Origin of the sequence: Halorubrum ezzemoulense DSM 17463 (assembly GCF_002114285.1) — an archaeon.
GTDB lineage: Archaea > Halobacteriota > Halobacteria > Halobacteriales > Haloferacaceae > Halorubrum > Halorubrum ezzemoulense.
On sequence record NZ_NEDJ01000012.1, the window covers coordinates 1 to 20,290 of the forward strand.

At 55.2% G+C, this 20,290-nt stretch carries 9 protein-coding genes and 8 pseudogenes; 8 read left to right on the forward strand and 9 right to left on the reverse strand.

Features of this window, described 5'->3' with window-relative positions; genetic code table 11:
* The 7 genes and pseudogenes from B9H04_RS05310 to B9H04_RS05340 all read right to left on the reverse strand — a co-directional run.
* A pseudogene (locus tag B9H04_RS05310) lies at positions 1-375 on the reverse strand (IS5/IS1182 family transposase); the annotation flags it as partial.
* Positions 376-426: 51 nt separating this feature from the next.
* Positions 427-765: pseudogene (locus B9H04_RS05315) on the reverse strand (IS5/IS1182 family transposase); the annotation flags it as partial.
* Positions 766-986: 221 nt separating this feature from the next.
* A complete protein-coding gene (locus tag B9H04_RS05320) occupies positions 987-3,140 on the reverse strand; it encodes a hybrid sensor histidine kinase/response regulator (RefSeq protein ID WP_049933573.1) in 2,154 nt (717 codons plus the stop codon).
* Between the two features lie 424 nt (positions 3,141-3,564).
* Positions 3,565-4,728, reverse strand: a pseudogene (locus B9H04_RS05325) (IS4 family transposase); the annotation flags it as partial.
* A gap of 116 nt (positions 4,729-4,844) precedes the next feature.
* A complete protein-coding gene (locus B9H04_RS05330; protein WP_394296322.1) occupies positions 4,845-5,996 on the reverse strand; it encodes an ABC transporter permease in 1,152 nt (383 codons plus the stop codon).
* A complete protein-coding gene (locus B9H04_RS05335; RefSeq protein WP_049933399.1) occupies positions 5,996-6,658 on the reverse strand; it encodes an ABC transporter ATP-binding protein in 663 nt (220 codons plus the stop codon). Before B9H04_RS05335 ends, B9H04_RS05330 begins: the two co-directional genes overlap by 1 nt.
* Positions 6,655-7,767 (reverse strand): CARDB domain-containing protein, encoded by a 1,113-nt coding sequence (locus B9H04_RS05340; RefSeq protein WP_162141842.1) that lies wholly within the window; start codon positions 7,765-7,767, stop codon positions 6,655-6,657. Before B9H04_RS05340 ends, B9H04_RS05335 begins: the two co-directional genes overlap by 4 nt.
* Positions 7,768-8,541: 774 nt before the next feature.
* On the opposite strand from B9H04_RS05340, the gene B9H04_RS18590 reads away from it, so the two are divergent.
* From B9H04_RS18590 to B9H04_RS05360, 4 genes are all read left to right on the forward strand, one after another.
* Entirely contained in the window at positions 8,542-8,979 is a 438-nt protein-coding gene (locus tag B9H04_RS18590; protein ID WP_094519315.1) for a hypothetical protein, read from the forward strand.
* Positions 8,976-10,079 carry an FIST signal transduction protein gene (locus tag B9H04_RS05350; RefSeq protein WP_158228635.1) on the forward strand — a complete coding sequence of 368 codons (1,104 nt, stop codon included), beginning with the start codon at positions 8,976-8,978 and terminating at the stop codon, positions 10,077-10,079. The genes B9H04_RS18590 and B9H04_RS05350 overlap by 4 nt, the downstream gene beginning before the upstream one ends.
* On the forward strand, positions 10,076-12,559 hold the full coding sequence (locus B9H04_RS05355) for a GAF domain-containing protein (protein WP_049933394.1): 2,484 nt from the start codon (positions 10,076-10,078) through the stop codon (positions 12,557-12,559). Before B9H04_RS05350 ends, B9H04_RS05355 begins: the two co-directional genes overlap by 4 nt.
* Before the next feature lie 973 nt (positions 12,560-13,532).
* Positions 13,533-14,702: an AI-2E family transporter gene (locus B9H04_RS05360; RefSeq protein WP_049933578.1), complete on the forward strand. Its 1,170-nt coding sequence runs from the start codon at positions 13,533-13,535 to the stop codon at positions 14,700-14,702.
* A gap of 486 nt (positions 14,703-15,188) precedes the next feature.
* Here B9H04_RS05360 and B9H04_RS19105 read toward each other — a convergent pair.
* Together B9H04_RS19105 and B9H04_RS19110 are read right to left on the reverse strand one after the other, a co-directional pair.
* A pseudogene (locus B9H04_RS19105) lies at positions 15,189-15,329 on the reverse strand (IS5/IS1182 family transposase); the annotation flags it as partial.
* Between the two features lie 53 nt (positions 15,330-15,382).
* Positions 15,383-15,490 (reverse strand): annotated as a pseudogene (locus B9H04_RS19110) (RNA-guided endonuclease InsQ/TnpB family protein); the annotation flags it as partial.
* A gap of 69 nt (positions 15,491-15,559) precedes the next feature.
* On the opposite strand from B9H04_RS19110, the pseudogene B9H04_RS19115 reads away from it, so the two are divergent.
* The 4 genes and pseudogenes from B9H04_RS19115 to tnpC form a co-directional block, all read left to right on the forward strand.
* Positions 15,560-15,946 (forward strand): annotated as a pseudogene (locus B9H04_RS19115) (IS6 family transposase); the annotation flags it as partial.
* Positions 15,947-16,186: 240 nt separating this feature from the next.
* A pseudogene (locus tag B9H04_RS05375) lies at positions 16,187-16,450 on the forward strand (IS6 family transposase); the annotation flags it as partial.
* A gap of 326 nt (positions 16,451-16,776) precedes the next feature.
* Positions 16,777-18,468 carry a Na+/H+ antiporter NhaC family protein gene (locus tag B9H04_RS05380; RefSeq protein WP_049933572.1) on the forward strand — a complete coding sequence of 564 codons (1,692 nt, stop codon included), beginning with the start codon at positions 16,777-16,779 and terminating at the stop codon, positions 18,466-18,468.
* Between the two features lie 308 nt (positions 18,469-18,776).
* Positions 18,777-20,233 (forward strand): annotated as a pseudogene (gene tnpC, locus B9H04_RS05385) (IS66 family transposase).
* The last annotated feature ends 57 nt before the right edge of the window (positions 20,234-20,290 follow it).

The window sequence follows — 20,290 nt, forward strand, 5'->3', positions numbered from 1 at the left end:
AGCAGCGGCCTGCTCGACGAGTCTGTCGAATACATCGTCCACGACGTGTTCGAGATCAGTGAGAAACCGATCAATAGTGTCTCTGGACGGCGGTTTGTCGAGTCCGCAGTAGTGCCAGACAAGGCTATGCTGGAGTTCTCGTGTGATCGGACGAGTGCCGTAGACATCCTCGTAGTAGCAGTGTAGAAAGCCGCAAAAGAGGTCTGGTGGTTTGTGAACTCGTGTTCGCCCCCGGCGAGCGGGGGCGAACACTTCGTACTCCAGTAGAAACTCGAAGTTGAGATGCTCAAACAGCGGAACCGTCTCGGTAGCCGCTACATTCAAGAACTCGTCGACCGAAGCTTCGCTTTGTAGGGCTTTGGAGCTTGTAGACACTGTCTCCAAACCCTGCTGCTTCGCACGTGACGCTTTCTATGACAGGCTCCTGTCCAAGGCAACGTGGCCTGATTGTGGGAGTTGCTGCGCTGAAATGCGCAGCAACGCCCGCCAGATGTACATCGCATACCGGTCGAGTGAGTGGTAGGACGTGGTTGGATCAGGTAACGCATCCGAGTGGAGGCCGAGTTGGTCACATATCTCCGGCATGAGACCGGGCCGATCGACAAGTTCGGCGTAGCTGTGGCCCTCTTCTTTACGAATACAGTGAGCGACTATGTGGGCCTCGCGGGCAAGCCCGCCCGAGTCGGGCTTGCCCGCTTGCTTCCCCAACGCTTGTTTAGCTAGGTGACGACACTGCTCGATGAAGTCGAGGATATCGACCTCCATGTCAGGTTCGATTTCCTCGGCTTCACTCTTCTAAACCCGTGGTATCGGCTGATAAGATCGCTCTTCAACAGAGCAAGATATTTACGTCTCTACCCTCCCACACCCCTCCTACTTCATCTACTGACTTCTCGCTGTCAACCACGTCGGCTAAGTTGCGGAGGCACTCTATGATGTCATCGTTGTCTACGTCCCAGTTGGATGGAGGGGTTAACACGGAGTACCTATGTAGCAACCTCAATACCGGTGACTTCGAACCGAGCACCACCGCTAGTTCCGTCAGTCACGCGAATGTCCCAACCATGCGCGTCAGCGACTTCACTGATAATACTCAGTCCAAACCCGGTCCCGTCCTCAACAGTCGAGTAGCCAGCATTAAATACGTCCTCACGCTCGTCTTCAGGAATACCCGGTCCATCATCTTCGACATAGAATCCACCCTCCACTTCGCCGACTGTGATCGTCACCCCGGCACCACCATGTTCGACTGCGTTCCGGAAAAGGTTCTCAAGCAACTGTCGAAGCCGACTCTGATCCGCTTCAATCAGTCGGTCAACACGGAGATCGACGGTTGCTTGGTCTGTTTCGACGGTTCGGAAGCAAGTTTCCACGATCTCAGCGAGATCAACTGTTTCAGTCTCGCCGACAGGTTCCCCTTGGCGTGCTAGTAGCAGGAGGTCCTCGATTAGCTCATCCATCCGGTCAACCGCCTGTGTGATCCGATCAATGTGCTCACTCTCACACTCCTTACGAAGCAATTCCAAGTAACCATCGACCACCCGTAGCGGGTTCCGCAGATCATGGCTTACAACCTTAGCGAACTCCTCAAGTTGTTCATTCTGCGCTTCGAGCCTCTGCTTGCGGCTGATCTGATTAGTGACGTTCTGGGCCAGTGCTATCCCGTAGGTGATAGCACCGTCACCGTTTCTCACAGGGGCTACTCGATTACGGTACGTATCCTCTCCAAGACTCTGTGTGAACGTACTGGTCTTCCCATCTAGTGCTTCAGTAAAATAGTGAGCAAGTTCGTCAGCGGTCTCCTCCGGGAAGACATCATGTGGCGTTGCGCCCTCAATTTCGTCGGGTGAGAGGCCGACTGTCTCAAGTTCCGTCCCACGAGCGCGGACGTAGTGAAGATCATCGTTAAACAGGAATACTGCGCCATCAGGAATATTCTCAGCTAACGACTGGTACTGGCGTTTTAACTCTCTGATCTCTCTGATACGCTGCTTGCTCTCGGTTATGTCTTGTATCGCCCCACGGAGCCTGACAATCTCTCCGTCTTCTGCCTGTGGCTCCGCGCGCGTGCGTACCCACCGCGTTTCCCTGTCCGCGAGTTGTACCCGCAACTCTAAGTCGTACGGCTCACCGGCCTCAACCGCATCCCGGAACGCCTGTGTAAATTGTGGTCGGTCATCAGGATGATACAGATCGATGACAGCCTCGTTGTTTGGAGTCCACTCTCGCGGACGGTCGTGGATGTTATAGACCTGATCGGTCCAAATGGTTTGTTCACCCTGAATATCGTATTCCCACGCGCCAACATTCGCGATTTCCTGAGATTTTTTAAACAGATCATTTTGCCGTTGTAGCTCCTGTTCGCGCGCTTTCCGGTCCGTGATATCTTGAAACTGCGAAAAAATGGCGACAACATCCCCGTTTTCATCGGTCACGACACGATTATACCATTCGCAGATAACGCGCTCGTCGTCCTTCCGTACGTTCTCGTTGACGCTATAATACCCGCCCTTATTTTCCAGAAGACTAGAGACAACATCGGCAACCGGCTCTCGATCTGATCCGGGGACAATTTTTTGCCAAGAGTGACCGATCAAATCACCTTCAGCGTACCCGATGATCTCCTCGGCTGTCTCATTCAGACGAACAAAATTGAACTGTTTGTCCCACTCGACGACACCAAGCGGTGATTGTTCAAAAAACAGATTGAGACGTTTCTCTCGCTCGGCAAGTTCAGTCTGAGTGTGATACTTATCCACCGCGTTCCTGATGCGGTTTGTAAGGACGGTATACTGACTAGTTCCATTTCCCTTCTGGAGGTAATCTGTGACACCCGCTGAAATGGCGTCACTAGCTATTGTCTCGCTACCCTTGCCTGTATACAGAATAAATGGGAGACTCGGATATTCATCGCGAACCGATTCAAGAAATTCGATGCCGGTCTGTTCCGGCATGTCGTGATCAGAGACGATACAATCAACTGGTTCGGTTTTTATATGTTGTAGCCCCTCATCTGGGCTTGTCACAGTTTTGACATCGAACCGGTCATCCTCGCGTTCGATAAATGTCGCCGCCATGTCGGCGAATCCTGGCTCATCGTCTACGTGTAGAATTTTGATAGACTCGTTCTGATCTCTCATACTGTATAGTTAAGAGCCTGATATCATAATTATGCCTCGAAATATAAAATAATTTATTAATAGAGAGCACAATTCTAGAACCCTGTATCGAAAAATCTCATCCCCCCGCGGTCCGGCGTCCAAACGACCGGCAACAAGGAGAGACGCTACGGCTTCAATTGTGGGATGATATCACAACTCAGCTTTGAACGTTGTCGTGTTGGCACTATTGGACCCGAAATCGGAGGAAAAGACGTTCTACGAGGAGTTTACGGTATCGGCCGAACTGGAGAGTGATTCACAGAGGATAATGAAGGCAGCGTTCACGGCGTTTGAACCTCTAGTGGAGGGTGGAGCGTCTGCGGCTGAATTCTCTTTTCCATGCTCACACCGTCTCAGCCGCCATTTTCGGTCGATTAAGTGTTAGATACTCAACGTTCAAAGCCGAGTAGTTGAGGGACTCACCGAGTTTGTGGAGAATGAGATGGGCGTGCGACCGGAAGGCCGCCGCCCAGCGCTCTGCTGGAAACACAAGCTTATCATCCGCCTGCTCAGTGACGAGATCCAACAGATCACGGATTACAAGCAGCGACAGCAACGCTGCGTACAATAAGATCCTCACCACGTGTTCGTCACTCGTGTCGAACTCGTCTAATTCGTACTGCGTCTTCAGCTCCCGGAACAGCAACTCAACTTCCCACCGACAGCGGTAGATCTCCGCTAAATCAGCCGGAAAGAACACCTCCCTAGCTAACTTCGTCATGTACAGGTGGTAGTCGTCGGCGTCCTCGTCGCGGACGCCGACGACGCGAAATCGCTTCGTATCCAGCGACTGTGTCCCATTGTACGGCCCTCGTTTGAACTCTACTTCGACTTCTACATCGATGTACTTCCGATCGAGATCGTCGAGAACAGCTCGGAGCTGCTTGCCCTCTAAGGGAATGGCGCGGCCGCGCCATTCCCGTAATTCTGCCGTAATCACCGGATTCGCGTTCTGCTTCAGCCGACTCACGAAGTAGCCGTCGTTTTCGTCGATTAGCGCAAACCGGCGGTACTTGAATTAGGCGAGATCGAACAGCATGAGGCGATTCTCAAGCCACGGCCCTGTTTTGAACAAGGTGCTGTCGTGCGTTTTCTCGTTAGCAGTATCGAGCTGTTCAATCGTCTGCTCTGTGGCATTGTGGAGCAGGTGGAGCTTCGCTCCAGCCTGCTCCTCGTGGCGGGCTTCGAACTGACCTGAGAGAAATTCGTGTAACCGGAACACTGTTCCATCAGCGATCATCACGTCTCTAAATCGGTCGATATCAGCGTCAACAGCGTTAGGAACAGCGACCTCGTCGAGGCCGCGCTCGACGAGGTCGCGAAGGTACTCCGCAAGCGTCGGTGTCAACCGCTGATAGAATCCACCCGGCGAAATCGTCTCATCGGCAGTAGAGTTGTAACAGCGTCTAAACCCGGCGAGTGTTCGGCCTTCGCCTGCGGCGAAGCCGAACACGAACGCCCAAACGAAGGCAGGGATCTGGAGCGTGCGGTCTCGTTCGACCACGCCGAGTTCCTCGGCGTGCTCTTCGAGGAACTCAGAGGGAAACAGTGTAGTGAGCCGACGCATAATCCGGGGTGAGGAGTCTTTGTCGTGTACAGACTGGACTTCCTCATTCCTTCCGAAAGATGCCTCGATAAGCCGCCGCTATCACGCGGTTTCTCGCTTAACTAAAGACGGATGCCTCACGAACCACGAAGCGCATCCACTGGTGATTTATTAGCAGCCTTCCATGCGGGATAAATCCCGCTCAGAATACTTGCGACGAGCGCGAAGATGAATCCATACAGGAGGTATCTCGAACTTGACCAAGCTAATGCGAGGGCTGGGTCACCGGCTAACACGTTGAACATCACCACACCGACGACAAGAGATCCAGCAGCGCCGACAAGCCCACCGACCACACCTAAGAATGCGGCCTCGGTCAGTATCATACGGAGTATTTCGCCGCGGCGGACACCCACGGCACGTAACACTCCAATTTCTCCCCGACGTTCTATTGTGCTCATTAACATGACATTCAAAATGGCAACACTCGCTACGAACAGTGAAATAGAGCCAATACCGAGGAGTGCGAGCTCTAGCGTGTCGGTAAATGAGCTGATGTTCTCTTGGACACTTGCGTAGGTGGTCACACTGAGAACTTCGTCATCGTCCTCGTTGAAGTGCTCCTCTATCGTGGTTGCCGCTTCGGTTGCGGCATCTCCGTCCTCAGCGATGATGGTGACAGAATTATAGTCGTCCTGTTGGTTGAGCGCTGAGAGCGGAAGCACAAGTTCTCCCCCGCCATCAGAACCAAAGCCACTTTGTGAGGCGATGAATCCCCGAATACGGAACAGTTGTCCTTCGTATTCGATTGGGTCACCGATCTCCAGCCCGAGTGTCTGTGCAGTACTCTCGGAAATGAGAGCCCCTGTTTCAAGCCGTGTGGGCTCAGTTCCAACAGAGAGATCATACAACGGTGCTGGGTTTGTCAGACCCGTTACCTGAACGTTCGCTTCTTCGCCATTCCGTGCTGAAAGCTCTGTAAAATTCGTTTTTTGCGGAATGACGGTTACCCCTGGCAAGAGATCCCGAATCGTCTCAGCTTGCGCATCGGTGATGCCGTCAGTATCGATATCTTCTCCGGGCGAGATGGTTGCTTGATCGGTGAGACCACCGAGGCTTGAGGTGGCCTGCTGTTCGAGCGCCACCCCAGCCATACCGAGTGACGCGATCGCAATCACGCCGACCACGATACCCAGCACCGCGAGAGCGGTCCGGGTCCGGTTGCGACCGAGGTTTCGCCACGCCATCAGCACGCTTGGGAAGCGACGAAGAACGCTTGTACGCCCCACTACTGGACCACCCCATCAACAATACGGACAACTCGATCCGCATACTCCACTAGCTGCTCGTCGTGAGTGATCGAGACGACCGCGATGTTCTCTTCTTGTTTCAGTCGGGTTATCTCATCGAGAACCGTCTTCCCAGTGTCTTGATCGAGGTTTCCAGTTGGCTCGTCTGCGAGCAGGATATCGGGTTCATTGATCAGCGAACGGGCGATGGCGACGCGCTGTTGTTGTCCGCCAGAGAGTTCGTCAGGCGTGTGCGTGAGTCGGTCACCGAGACCAACCCGCTCTAGCAGATCGGAAGCACGCTCTCGACGATCAACATCGGTGTCCCACATTGACGGCAACTCAACGTTCTCCTCGGCTGTGAGCATCGGAAGCAAGTGGAAGTCTTGGAAGACGAATCCAAGCTGTGACCGACGTTCCTCCGTCCGCTCATCCTCATCGAAATCGGTGATGTTGCGCCCGTCAAGGAAAATCTCGCCCGTAGTCGGAGTATCTAACAAACCGATCATGTTGAGCATCGTGCTTTTCCCGCTTCCTGACGGCCCGGTCACGACGACCATCTCACCGCGGTTAGCGTAAAAGTCGACATTTTTCAGCGCCTCGATCGTCTCAGCCTCGGTGTTGTATCGTTTGACTACGTCTCTGAGTTGGATTACACTCATTCACGATTCCACAGATATCGGCCGAGGCCTCCTAGTGTAAGAACGAGCACTACTCCGAAGATTATCGGTAGGAGTGGCAGTCCGGACTGGTTCTGTTCGCCCCCCGAGGTGGCTTCTGGTTGGGTCTGCCCCGCTGCTCCAGTAGTCGTATTGAGTGACGATACATCGACTGTCTGTGTCTTCGTCACGCGATCATTGTCAGCGATATACGCGACCCTAATCGGGACTGTATCTCGCTCAACGCTCGCTGTCAGTTCGAACGTCGAAAATTCGCTGGCGTCAACAGACCCAACGAAGTACTCTCCAGACCCACCGGCGGGAGTGATGCCGTCTGTCGTCGGGATGCTGATGAGAACCGACTCAACATCGGTGCCACCAATATTCGCTGCCTCACCATCGATCGAGACCGTTGAGCCGCTTGCTGCCACGTCGATACTCGTGAGGCGAATCTCTCCCGTGACCTGCTGATCGCGTGTTGCTGTCCGCGTTGTTTCGTACTTCTCACCGCGTGCAGTATACGTCGCGGAGAAGTTGATGATGTCAGTGTCGTACTCTCCGGTGTCGAATGTTACCGAGGTCTCCTCGTCGGGATCGACATCGAACACATCTCTGTTGTCACGCACGCTGTCGTCCGCTGTCGCCGTTATCTCGATGTTAGACAGTTCGACGTTTCCGTAGTTCGTGAAGGTGACCGTGGTCTCATCAGACCCGTTTGAGGCCGTCGACAGCCCACCGTTGATATCGAGTTCTTGTACATCTACTGTCACAGGACTGTAGATGGCACGGAGATTTCCGCCAGATGCGCGTTTAGCAGAAACGTGCGCTTTGAGGTTTTTTTGCCCTGCTTGCTCAAAGGTCGTCGTCATTTTGACGGTGAGGCTTCCACCGGGAGCAAGTGACCCGACATCTTCAACGCGTTCATAGTGCTCTTGATTCGTTCGAAGCATGATACTAGAGACATCAGCGATGCTGTTGCTGCCTTCTTGATTTGTCACTGTGACATTGAATGTCGTCGTTTCACCAACAACCGGATCTTCTGGTGAAGCATCTACAGACACGCTGACTGCCGATTGTTGCGCAGAAGCGACAGTTGCGCCCCCGAATGTCACACATACAATTGTGAGAAGTGTAAGAAAAACTGGCAGCAGCTGTTGCCGTCTCACGAGGATATCACCCGCTTTGGGGCAGCCAGAGCAAGTTGTGTCGGCATGTACCAGCAAATCTCGCACCGAACTGTGTGTTGGAGGGAATGTACCTGCACATCTCATTTAGATCAGTCTGTGGATAAAAAAGCCAAGTCTCAGTACCTCACAAAGCATTCTCGTCTAGCTGCTTCTGCGGCTTCAGTTCTGTGTCGAAGCGGTTGTACTGACGGTTTCGTAGAGAAAATTAGCCCGGATCGGCGGCGACCAGTCCCCGACGCGAAAGCGTTGTCACTTATTCCGCTGCCTTGCCCAGTCGGTGGTTAGCGGTAGAATTGGTTTCTTGATGATCGGTTCGCGGGGACGGCCCGACACACTGTGAGGGCTGTCCACGCAGCACGTTGAACCATATTGACGAACTTCTGGTACGGTCACTACCAGAGGCGATGCCCGCCTCGGTGGAGCGTCGCCAGTTGTATACACACCTTCAGCAAGCAGACGTTCCAACTAAGCAGCTTTGTGAATGACTAAAATTGGGAGTCCGCGGTAGAAGTGCTTAGAAAGTCGATTCGTGTTCCTGTTCAGCTACCGACGACTGTATCGACAGTCTCCTACAGAAGAGCGAACCTGTTATTTCAACTGGTGACCCCGACCGCGTCATCGGGTTCAACAGCGTAGAGGCTTCTCAAAAGCGATAACTTGCCGAGGGGGATTAAGTAGAAGGCCGCGCAGTGGCGATGTATGGGTCTGACAGACACAGGATCGCCACTTCAGCATTATATAGAGAACACGCCGAATGGCATGGAATTCCTGATGAGACCTATCGGCGTCGCCACACAGCGGGCGACCGACCAAGTCACGATCACGAACTGTCAGAGGACGTTGGAAATGAGCACGTTGACACAAATTCGCTCGCACCACGATAAGATGTCGCTCGCTCGGTTCCTTCACGAGCCCATCGGACAGTGGCGTAACCGAGGCGTCGGCGGTCTCGTCCACGTGCCGCCCGTGAGTTCGAACGACGAGGACCGTTGCCTCGCTTCGGCACACTTCGACTACGTCGTTGAGTTCGCGAGTAAACGCCAGACGGTTGTTGCCCAGATTCTGGGGAAGTGTAACGTGAAACCGACATGGCGCCCCCTCAGTGCGTCCACGGCTGTGGGGGAAATAGGGGTATGAATTACAAGTACGCTGATACGCCCGAATCGATACGTATGGCGGTGCGTGAGGTGGCGTCACGAGACGCTGTCGAGGGGATTTTGCTGTGTGCCGCTCCAGACGACGGGCTCGACGAGTGGCTCGACCCGTTCCTTCGGGAACTCGACGTGAGCGTCTTCGGTGGCGTCTTTCCGGAAGTAATTCACGACGGTGAAAACAAGGGGAGTGGAGCGGTCATCTGCGGGCTCTCATCGGAACCACACGTGACGACGATCCGCGGGCTGAGCGGCGCGGACCCGGACTATACGTCAACCTTGGACGCCGACCTTCCGCTCGACGGGTACGAGACAGCGTTCGTCTTCGTGGACGCGTACGCGACGAACATCCAGGAGTTCATCGAATCGCTGTTCAGAACGTACAGCGTTGAGCTCAACTTTATTGGCGGTGGGGCCGGTACGCTCGAAGCGGAACAGCACCCCTGTCTGTTCACTAACGAGGGGATCATCGAGGATAGCGCCGTGATGGCCGCGGTGGAGTCACCGGTAACCCTCGGCGTCGAGCACGGGTGGCGCGAAATCGCTGGTCCGTTCCGGGTGACCGACGCGGACGGGAGCACGCTACGCCGTCTAGACGGCCAGCCGGCGTTTTCGGCGTATAAATCCGCCGTGGACGAACACGCTGAGAGCGAACTCGCGGCCGATGACTTCTTTGAGACAGCGAAGGCGTACCCCTTCGGAATCGCTCGGATGGACGGAGAGCAAATCGTTCGCGACCCCTTCGAGGTGACCGAAGAGGGCGGTCTCGACTGCTTCGGGGCGATACCCGAAGGCGAGTTCGTTCACGTCCTCAAGGGGGAACCGGAGTCACTGATCGACGCTGCACGTCGCGCAAAGACGGAGGCGCGGGACTCAGATACGCCCGTGGAAGGGCTGTTTTTCTTTGACTGTATTTCACGGGTGCTGTACCTCGAAGACAAGTTCGAGCGCGAACTCTCCGCCGTCAAGATGGACGACACGCCGATGATCGGCGCCCTCACAATCGGTGAAATCGCAAATGATGGCTATGGACACCTCGACTACTACAACAAGACCGCGATCGTCGGTGCGGTAGAGGAGATATGACTTCGCGACAGCGACGCATCCAGACCCTCTACGAGATTTCGCTCGCCATCGAGACCGGTGGGAGCATCGAAGAGACAGCTGACCAAGCGCTCGCCGCGTATCTTCAGAAACTGAACTGTTCCGTCGGCGGTGTATTCGAAATCTCCGCGCCGTCGGACGGGGCGGAACCAACGCTCGTGACGTCTATTCCCGCGAACCCGGAACGGAACGAGCTGTTCCGCAGCGCCCGAGAACACCTCATGGAGATCGCTGCCGGCGCTCGGAGCGGCGTCTCGGGGCGAAGCGACCGGACGGCGGAGTCTGCCGCCGTGGTGTCGGAGTCGACGACGGTTCGGCGGTTCGCCGACTCCCTGCCCGCTACCGGCACGGTCGACGGCTCAGGCACGTACTATCTCTTCGACCTCCCGGGGTTTGGCGTCATGGTCCTCGGCAAACAAGGGGGGTCGCTCGATCTTGAAACCGCCTCAGCGTTGGACCCGCTGAACAATCGGTTGGCACAGGCATGTCGGTCGAACCGAAGGGAGCGAGCGCTACGCAGGCAACGCGACCGCTTCGAAGCCATCTTCGCCGCAACCGCTGAACCGACCGTCGAGGTTGTCGTCACGGAAGACGGAACAGAGCGGATTCATCGCGCAAACGACGCATTCAGATCGACGTTCGGATACCTCAACGACTCACTCCGCGGGCAGAGCCTCAACGAACTGATTACGCCCGAGGATCAGCCCGTAGAGACCGGCTCGCTCATCGAGACGCTCGAGACGGGAGAACCGTTTCGGCAAGAGGTACAGCGAGAGACATCCGATGGGGTCGGGTACTTCCTCTTTACAGCCGTTCCGGTGACTGCGACCGAGCGGACCGAGTACTTCGGTGTGTTCGTTGATATTACCGACCAACGCGAGCGTGAACTGTCGCTACAGGAGCTCTACGTCGCCGCACAGGATATCCTCACGGAGGGCTCTCGTCATCGGATCTGCCAGACGGTCGTTCAGACCGTAGAATCTGTTCTCGGACACTCGAGCGTCGGCGTTCACTTGTACGACCGGGACTCGGGAGCACTCGAACCGGTAGTCACGAGCGCGGCGATCCGGGAGCGGCTGAGCGAGGAGTCGATAACCTATACTGACAGGGACTCCGTAGTCTGGGAGGCGTACGAGCGAGAAGAGCTGATCCGGATAGATGACATCGCCGCATTCGACGGACGCTTTCCGAATGATGAAACTCCTGTCGGAAGCGCGCTCATCGTTCCCGTCGGCAGCCACGGCGTCGTCGTGACCTCGGCTCCCGAGCGGAACAGCTTCGACGACGAGGACGTGTACTTCCTACAGGTGCTGAGCCAGCTCACGGCGATCGGGCTCGATAGGCAGTTGAGCGAAGAGGGCCTCCGGACGACCCAAGAGACGGCCCGTCGCGCGCTTCGGGAACGCTCTCACGAGGGGATGGTCGAGTCCGTCCTCACAGACATCCCGGAGGCACTGAACATGCCGCTGATGGGCATCTGGAAGCATCGCCCCGCGCGGCAACGGCTTGAACCGGTTGCGGCGACCGATCACTCTGAGCGACTGCTCGGAGACTCGCCGTCATTCTTGAACGGAGACAGCCTCGCGTGGCAGTCGTTCGAAAGCGACACTACGCTCGTCGCCGCCGATGTCGCCACGGACTCGGACGCCTACAATTCGGAGACACCCCTCGAGGAGGAAGTGATCGTTCCGATCGGTGACTTCGGGGTGCTAATCGCCGGCTCGGCGTACACCGAGAGCTTCAGCGAGCTCGACGCCGATATACTCGACTCCCTCGGGACAAATCTTGAAGCGATCACCGAGGTGATCGACAGTCGCCGGGATATCGACCTCCTCAATCAGGTGATCGCAAGGATCCTCAGACATAACGTCCGGAACAAGCTCACCGCGATAATGGGGTACACGTCTCAGATAGAGGCGAAGGCTGAGGAGCCGATACGCGGGTACGCGAAGCGAGTCTTGGAGAATTGCCGCGATCTAAAGAAGACCTCGAAGCACGCCAAGGAGATGCGTAAGATCGTAAACAGTCGGGACGAGATCACTACCGTCGCGCTTGAGCAGGAGGTCCGATCCGCCGCGTCGACCGTCGACGGAGAGTTCCCGAACGGCGAACTCGAAGTCGATGTCCGCGACGCGGCGACGGTGACGGCTCACCCAGAGCTGGAAACCGCGCTCGCTCACCTCATTCGGAACGGGTTCGAACACAACGACAGCGACGCCCCCGCGGTTGAGGTCGCCGTCCGCCGGGGTGACGAGGATGTGCGGATCGAGATTCGTGATAACGGTCCCGGAATCGATCCGTATGAGCTCGACGTGATCGAACAGCACGGTGAGTCCGCGCTGGAACACGGGAGCGGAGCGGGGCTGTGGATTGTGGATCGCGTGGTCCGATACTCGGAGGCTGCGCTCGAGATCGACACTGAGGACGGGACGACAGCGACGATCGCCTTTCCCGATCACTGACGACCGACCGCACCCCGCACTGAGCGCTCGTTTCGGCGCGCTTGCCAAGGACAGCGCCTACGGCGCCGCACCGTATACTATGTCGTCGCACTCGTCTCGAACGGCCACGGTCCGTTTGACGACCAGACGAACGCACCAGTTACGGTCGCGACGGACCAGTTCGTTGGCCCGAATGTCGACCCCACGGACGATGTCCTCGTAGTTGGCTCTACTAACAAATCTAAGAACTGACGGAGTCGATGCGCAAGAGACAGAGACGAAGTCCAACAGTGGTGGTCATCCCGGCAACCAACCATACACATGAACCATTCGTCTTTAGTTAATATCTTCAGTAATACTCGATAGCTGTGGTTTTTGCTCAAATACGGCCCAGCCACACCAGATACGGCAAGAAAACGCCGTTTGCGATGGTTGCTTATCGCTCGATCTCGCCGGTACTGGTGTCTCATCTGTGGCTTCTCCTACATCTAATACTGACAAGCATACTTTTGGGAATTGTATTACTATCAAGCTTAACTAAAGACGAATGACACATGAACTTATACTCAGCTTTGAACGTTGAGTATTTAACACTTAATCGACCGAAAATGGCGGCTGAGACGGTGTGAGCACGGAAAAGAGAGTTCAGCCGTAGACGCTCCGCTCCCTACTGGAGGTTCAAACGCCGTGAACGCTGCCTTCATTATCTTCTGTGAATCACTCTCCTGTTCGACCGATACCCTAAACTCTTCGTAGAACGTTCTCCTCCGATTCCGGGCTCAATAGTGTTAACACGACAACGTTCAAAGCTGAGTCAGCTACTCACCACTGCCGCTGCTCGACCGACTGATCGAAGACGCTCAAAAAATCCGCAAGCGACAACCAATCTTACAAGAGACACTCGCTACCGCTACACAACCGAGGTGTGAGGCTTAACTAAAGACAGGTGGCCACACCAACATACCTTTCTTGTAATGTGGCAATTAGTAAGTAAATGGAATATAGCTCAGGACTACGACGGCGGATCATCTTCGGAACTGGAGGGTTAGGATTAGTAGCTGCTGTCATTTTTGTTTTAATCCAGTTTCAGGCAACGCTCATATTTACAATCTTCCTCTACTACGCAAGCCGCCCAATTTATCGTAAACTCGAGAACCTCTCGCTTCCATCGCGACTCCAAGGCCATCGCGTTCCCTATCGATGTCAAGTTCTTGCTATGGTTACAATTGCTATTTTCCTACTGCCGTTTCTCTTATTGCTCACCTACACCCTTATACTGGTAGTACCCGAAATCCAACGGCTCGCTGGAGGGGATGGTCCCGGTGCAGCATACATCTCTGCACTACAGTCGGCACAAGGAAGTGGACTCCCGGGTCCACTCGTAGGACTAGAAATCGGTGAGATACTGGGACTGAGTCCTGAGGAAGTCGTAGCAATCCTCAACGACCCTGCAGTTCAGACATGGATCGAACAAACAGTTGCTACACTAACCGGTTCAGTCGGGTTTATCTCAAACGCAGCACTCCATGGATTCATTCTTCTGGCCGGGACATACTATATGCTTACCGACGGCTCACGGCTTGGAGACTGGTTTCTCAACAACTTTGATGAATCAGGTGTTGTCGGGTCATACGCAGTAGCTGTTGATGATGAACTGTCTTCCATCCTCTTCGGTAATATCTTAAACGCATTTGTGACGGGTATCATCGGGATTCTTGTCTTTTCTGGATACAATCTCGTTGCACCAGGAGCAGTAAACGTTCCATTTGCGCCCCTAGTCGGGGCACTCACAGGAGCAGGAAGTTTAATTCCAGTTGTGGGAATGAAAATTGTGTACCTCCCTGTCGGAGCAATTCTCGCGATAGCTGCTGTCACCAGTGGTCAGGCAAGCGCGTTCGGCTTCGTGATCCTGTTTCTCGTTTTGGCGTTCGTAGTCGTTGATACGATTCCTGACTTTCTAATCCGCCCGTATGTGAGCGGCAACCGGACACATGTGGGCCTACTGATGTTTGCCTATATTCTCGGACCGATCGCGTTCGGCTTCTACGGGATTTTTCTTGGCCCAATACTGCTTGTCCTCTTCGCAGAGTTCTTTAGAACTATTGCATCGTACGTGCTCACCGGCAGACAGCCACATGAACAATCAAGTCTCTCGGACTACTGATTGATATCCCCTCGCTTTCAGGGGAAGACGTCTGGTGATCGTCGTAGGCGTAGAGGATTCAAACGATATTCCAACTACCGAGAGGGTTCGCTCCGACCCCCAACTTCTTCCGCATTCCAGCGTAGGTGCTGCCGAGCAGGACGAAGAAGGTAAGCGATGACTGGCTACGAGAACGGGATCCAATTGGTCCGATCCCTCGGAGATATTGTTCAACCACCGGGAGAAGAGGAGTAGATCGAGGGAACCTCGCCCCGTCCTGATTTCGTCATGCTCGTGGCTGCTGGCCGCACCCCTTGTTGAATTTCTTGACCATTACAGCGACAATTAAATTCCAGAAGTGAAGCAGCTACAGAGCACGCCCTTGGGTGGGGAGGACCGTGTTACATTGCTGTAAGGCAGAAGGATGTACTGTGTGAAGAGGTGTCTTATTATATATAACACAATCAGCGCGATTTCGCGAAACACGCGGAACCACAAGCGCGCTCACACAGGGAAGCTGAACAAGCGCTTCACAGCTGAGTTCACGGTTTCGGTCATTGAGTGCTGGTTGTAGCGATCATCGTCGATTCTGGCGTTGAATGGGTACAACACAAAGAGCCGATGCTTGATCAGCCGTCTGTTCCCAAGCACATACACCGTTTGCGGAGATCGCCCGCGTTCCGACGTGAAGTACCTCGGGATCAAGCCCCGAGGCTTCCCGTTTCCACGACGTGCTTTACAGATTCCGCGAGGGAATCCACAGGGAGCGCAGTCTCCACGGGCGTGGATTCGGAGTTCCCCACTCCTACTTGATGGTCACGGCAGAGCGTCTCGCGGTGTTAAGTTAAGGATGAGGCGGGACGAGGATTCAGTGCTCTATGCCGAAAACCGCCCGCCTCACCGAGTGTACCGAGTGGATCGACTTGGAGTTTGTGGAGTGAGAGCGGACACCCCGCGAGATCATTGAAAAGGGTATTCGTCACCATCTCGCTGGATTATCACTTTCGAATACAGTTATTCTTCTTGAGGAATTGGGTGTCCAACGAAGTCGTGTCGCTGTTCACAATTGGGTACAGAAAGCCGATCTACAGCCAGCTGACGGTGAGAGCCCGGATCGCGTTGCCGTCGATCAGAAAGCGATCCGGATCAACGACGAGCAGTACTGGCTGTACGCTGCTGTCGATCCTGAAACGAACAAAATCCTTCATTCACGGCTGTTTCCGACGTATACGATCCCGATCGCACGAGAATTTCTCACTCAGCTTTGAACGTTGTCGTGTTGACACTATTGGACCCGAAATCGGAGGAAAAGACGTTCTACGAGGAGTTTACGGTATCGGCCGAACTGGAGAGTGATTCACAGAGGATAATGAAGGCAGCGTTCACGGCGTTTGAACCTCTAGTGGAAAGTGGAGCGTCTGCGGCTGAACCCCCTTTTCCGTGTTCACACCGTCTCAGCCGCCATTTTCGGTCGATTAAGTGTTGGATACTCAACGTTCAAAGCTGAGTTTCTCACTGAATTAGCTGAGAAACACGACGTCGAAGACGCGCTGTTTCTCGTCGATGACGCAGACGATCTGATCGGTGGTCTCCGCCGCAAAAACTACAGCTACCGCGTCGAACAACACGGCTTCAGAAATTCTATCGAACGTGTCTTTAGAGAAGTAGAACGACGGACCTCTTCGTTTTCAAACTGTTTTAGTCACGTTGATCCGCCGACCGCGGAAACGTGGTTACAAGCCCACGCCGTCTGGTGGAATCATGCTTAAGTTAACACGACGGAGCGTCTGACCCGGCTTATTTTCGCCGACTAAGCCAGACGCGAAGTGTGCCGTCACACCACTCTATTTGAGATGTTTCGAGTTAATGGCTTGGTTCACGAGTTGTCGGCTTCATCCACGGGGTCAAGCCTCGTGGCATTCGCCTCGACAGCCTGTAAAATCTGCTTAGTGAGGTCTGTGTCACTTTCTTCCCAGTTCGTTGAGAGAACGCGTATCAAAGATTTAATTTAAGTCGATATCGAGTTCTGCTCGTGGCTACCACAAGTTACGGCTTGTTGGCGTTGGCACCGCCGCTTCTGGCAATCGTGTTGGCGATGACGACACGGCAGGTGCTTGTGTCCCTATTCGCCGGCGTCTGGATCGGCGCGATGATCGTGGCGAACTGGAATCCAATCGCGGCGACAGGACTCACGATGGACTGGCTCGTCGAAGTATTTCGGTCGCCATTCAATACGAAATTCATTATTCTCATAATGTTCATGGGCGCGGGTGCGGCGTTCATTCACCGCTCCGGTGGCATCCTGGCACTGGAGCGGTGGATCGGCGATCGTGTTGACAGCGCCCGCGAGTCTCAGATCCTCACGTGGCTCATCGGAGTCTTCATTTTCTTCAGTTCTTATACCAGCACCATCGTCACAGGCAACGCGACACGGGATCTCGCGCAGGAAAACCACTCCTCCCGGGAAATGCACGCCTACACGCTTGATTCAACGACATCGCCCGTGGCGACCTTCGGGCCTGTGTCATCTTGGATCGGCTACCAAGTCTCAATGATTATCGTCGGGTTCGAGGCGGCTACGGTTACCGCCGCGGAACTCGGGATGACCCCCTTCGGATTGTTCCTCCAGAGTATTCCTTGGAACATTTACTGTTTCATGGCGTTCTTCATGGTCGGGTTCATCGCGATTACTCAGCGATTCTTTGGTCCGATGCTTGACGCCGAGTGGCGGGCGCGTTCCACCGGTCGGACTATTCGGGAAGACGCGACGCCATTGTCCGACGTCTCCCAGGACGTCGGCGAGCCGAGCGACAGGAACCCGACCCTCGTGAATTTCTTCGGCCCCATTTTTGTGTTGCTCGTCGTGAGTTTGGTCTCGATGTGGTGGCTGGGTGGTGGACAAAATCCCGGCGTTAGTATCTCGAAGGCATTCCAAGAGACTGACGTGGCGCTCGGTCTTCTGTATGGGTCTTTCGCGTTCATGCTGTCCGGGTTTGTCGGATCACTCGGCTACCGGACAATGGACCTCGAAACGGCCAGCGATACCATCATCCAGGGATTCAAAACGATGAACATCGCCATCGCGATCATCGTGTTAGCGTGGTCGATCGGTTTAGCTGCCGAGAAGGTCGGCACCGCCCAAGCGATTGTGGATATAATGGTCGGCAGCGGTGTTCCTGGGAGCTTCCTCCCCGTCATAATCTTCCTCGCAGCAATGTTTGTCGCGTTCACGACCGGTACCTCTTGGGGCACCATGGCTATTCTCACCCCACTCGCAATCCCGCTTGGGTATGAACTGGTCGGTCCTTCTATCCTCCCCGTGCTTATCGGGGTGCTGTTCGGCGGCGCTATCTATGGCGACCACAGTTCACCAATCAGCGACACGACAGTTATGTCGTCTATCTTCTCAGGCTCCGATCATATTGATCACGTTAACACCCAAGTCCCATTCGCAGGAACTGCGGCGGGGGTCACGGTGCTCGTCCTCGTGTTGTACGGGCTGGGTCTTCAGACGGCATACTTCGCACTGCCACTGGCGCTCGTTCTGACGGCAATCGCAGTGCTCGTTCTCAACAAGTTCGACGCTAGACGTAAGGGGCTCCCCGAGGTGATGCCTTCCGCTGACGCAATCGAATCCGGCGATGTTGATGTTGACGCCGTTGAACGCGGTGAGGTTGATGGCAACAACGGGAGTCACGACCATCTCACGCTGATCCCGGTACTGGCGGTCATCATCGTCGCTGCGTACCTCGCGCTCGTGGTCGCATTCGCGGCGGTAGGTACCTAAATCGACATGGTGTTCTGATCGTTATCGGTTGCTGATCAAGGACTATATTGGATCGCCATACGGCAGCGAGGTAGGCCGCTAAATCAAATGAGTTGAAGCGGGAGACTTCAGTTGCCTATGACCCAAATCTCCTGCTTCATCGGGGGTACGTGTTTAGCCCCGTCTGATTTCGTCACTATCTCGTAGGTGGTGGCCTATGATAGACACATGGTCTGCCAGCAGGGAGTCAGTCTACATCCTCAGGGATGGTCTCCGAGCAGCGGAGACCATCCCGTCAGCCCTGCTGTCTTCGTTTCGAGGTGGAATCGATGAGCTGGGACGATCTCTCCAAGGACGAACTCCTCTCGCGATTTCTCCAGATGGAGGAGCGAATCGACGAGCTGGAAGAGACGATCGCCCAGAAGGACGAGCGGATCGAGGAACAGAACGAACTGATCGAAGAGCAGCAAGAGCGGATCGAAGAACTCGAAACACGCCTCCGGAAGTACGAGAATCCACACACTCCACCCAGTAAGCGACGGTCGGGGACCGAGGGTCCCCGACCTCGCAGGACGACGAAGACGACGATGTCCGAACTGATGGCGGCACTCCTGGCCGAAAGGATGGTCACGACCCGGAGTGGCGCTCTCCGCCTGATCCCGACGAAGAAGTCGATGTCACCTGTGACTGTTGTCCTGAGTGTGGCGACCACTTCGACGAGTCGGTGGGCGTCACCCCCCGACTCGTTGAGGAAATCCCTGACCCCCAAACCCCAGAAATAATCCGGTACAACCGCCACTACTACCAGTGCGATTCCTGTGGAACAGAGACAGTTGCGGCCCACCCCGACTGCCCCGATGAGGGGCAGTTCGGGGTGAACGTCATCGCTCAATCAGCTCTGTCACGGTACGATCACCGCCTTCCCTACCGGAAGATTGCTGATCGCTTCGAGCAACTACACGGACTCGAACTCTCGGGTGCATCCGCGTGGCACGCGACCGAGCGCGCTGCGCGCGCCGGTCGCTGTGAGTACGAGCAGATCCGTCAAGAGATTCAGGATGCTGACGTGGATCACATCGACGAGACAGGCATCAAGCGCGACGGTGAACAAGCGTGGATTTGGACGTTTCGGACCATTCAACACACGTTGTACGCGGTCAGGGAGAGTCGCGGAAGTGATGTTCCCGCAGAAGTCCTCGGCGAGGACTTCGCGGGAACAGTCGTCTGTGACGGGTGGACGGCGTACCCAGCTTTCAGCAGCAACCTCCAGCGGTGGTGGGCGCACATTCTTCGAGAGGCTGAGGACGCCGCCGAAAAGCAGCCAGAAGGTGAACCGATCTACCAAGCTCTCAGACAGCTATTCGTCGCTCTCCAGGCTCGGCTGGAGAGCGACCCAAGTCCTCGTGAGAGAGCAGACCTCCAGCGTGTGGCGCGAAGAGAGCTTGAATCGCTGATTGACCGGTCAGTACCCGACGGACCAGTAGCAACACTGCTGGGGAAGATCGAAGGAGGTCTCGACCACTGGCTCACCTTCGTCGGTGAGCCAGCGGTCTCTCCGACAAACAATGCCGCAGAGAACGCACTTCGTGAGCCAGTGGTTCTCCGGAAAATCATCGGAACGCTCCGTAATGACCGAGGAATGTTCGTTCACGAGACGGTCTTGTCCCTGCTGGCGACGTGGCGCCAGCAGGGACGCAATCCATACGAAGAACTTCGTCGAGTCGTCAGCAATAATGAGGTTATGTCACGGGCTCACGCTGTGCCGGCTGTCGAGACCTCGGGGTAAACACGTACTAGAGATTCAAGCAGAATACCTGACCCTTCAGGGTCAGGATGAATCCGA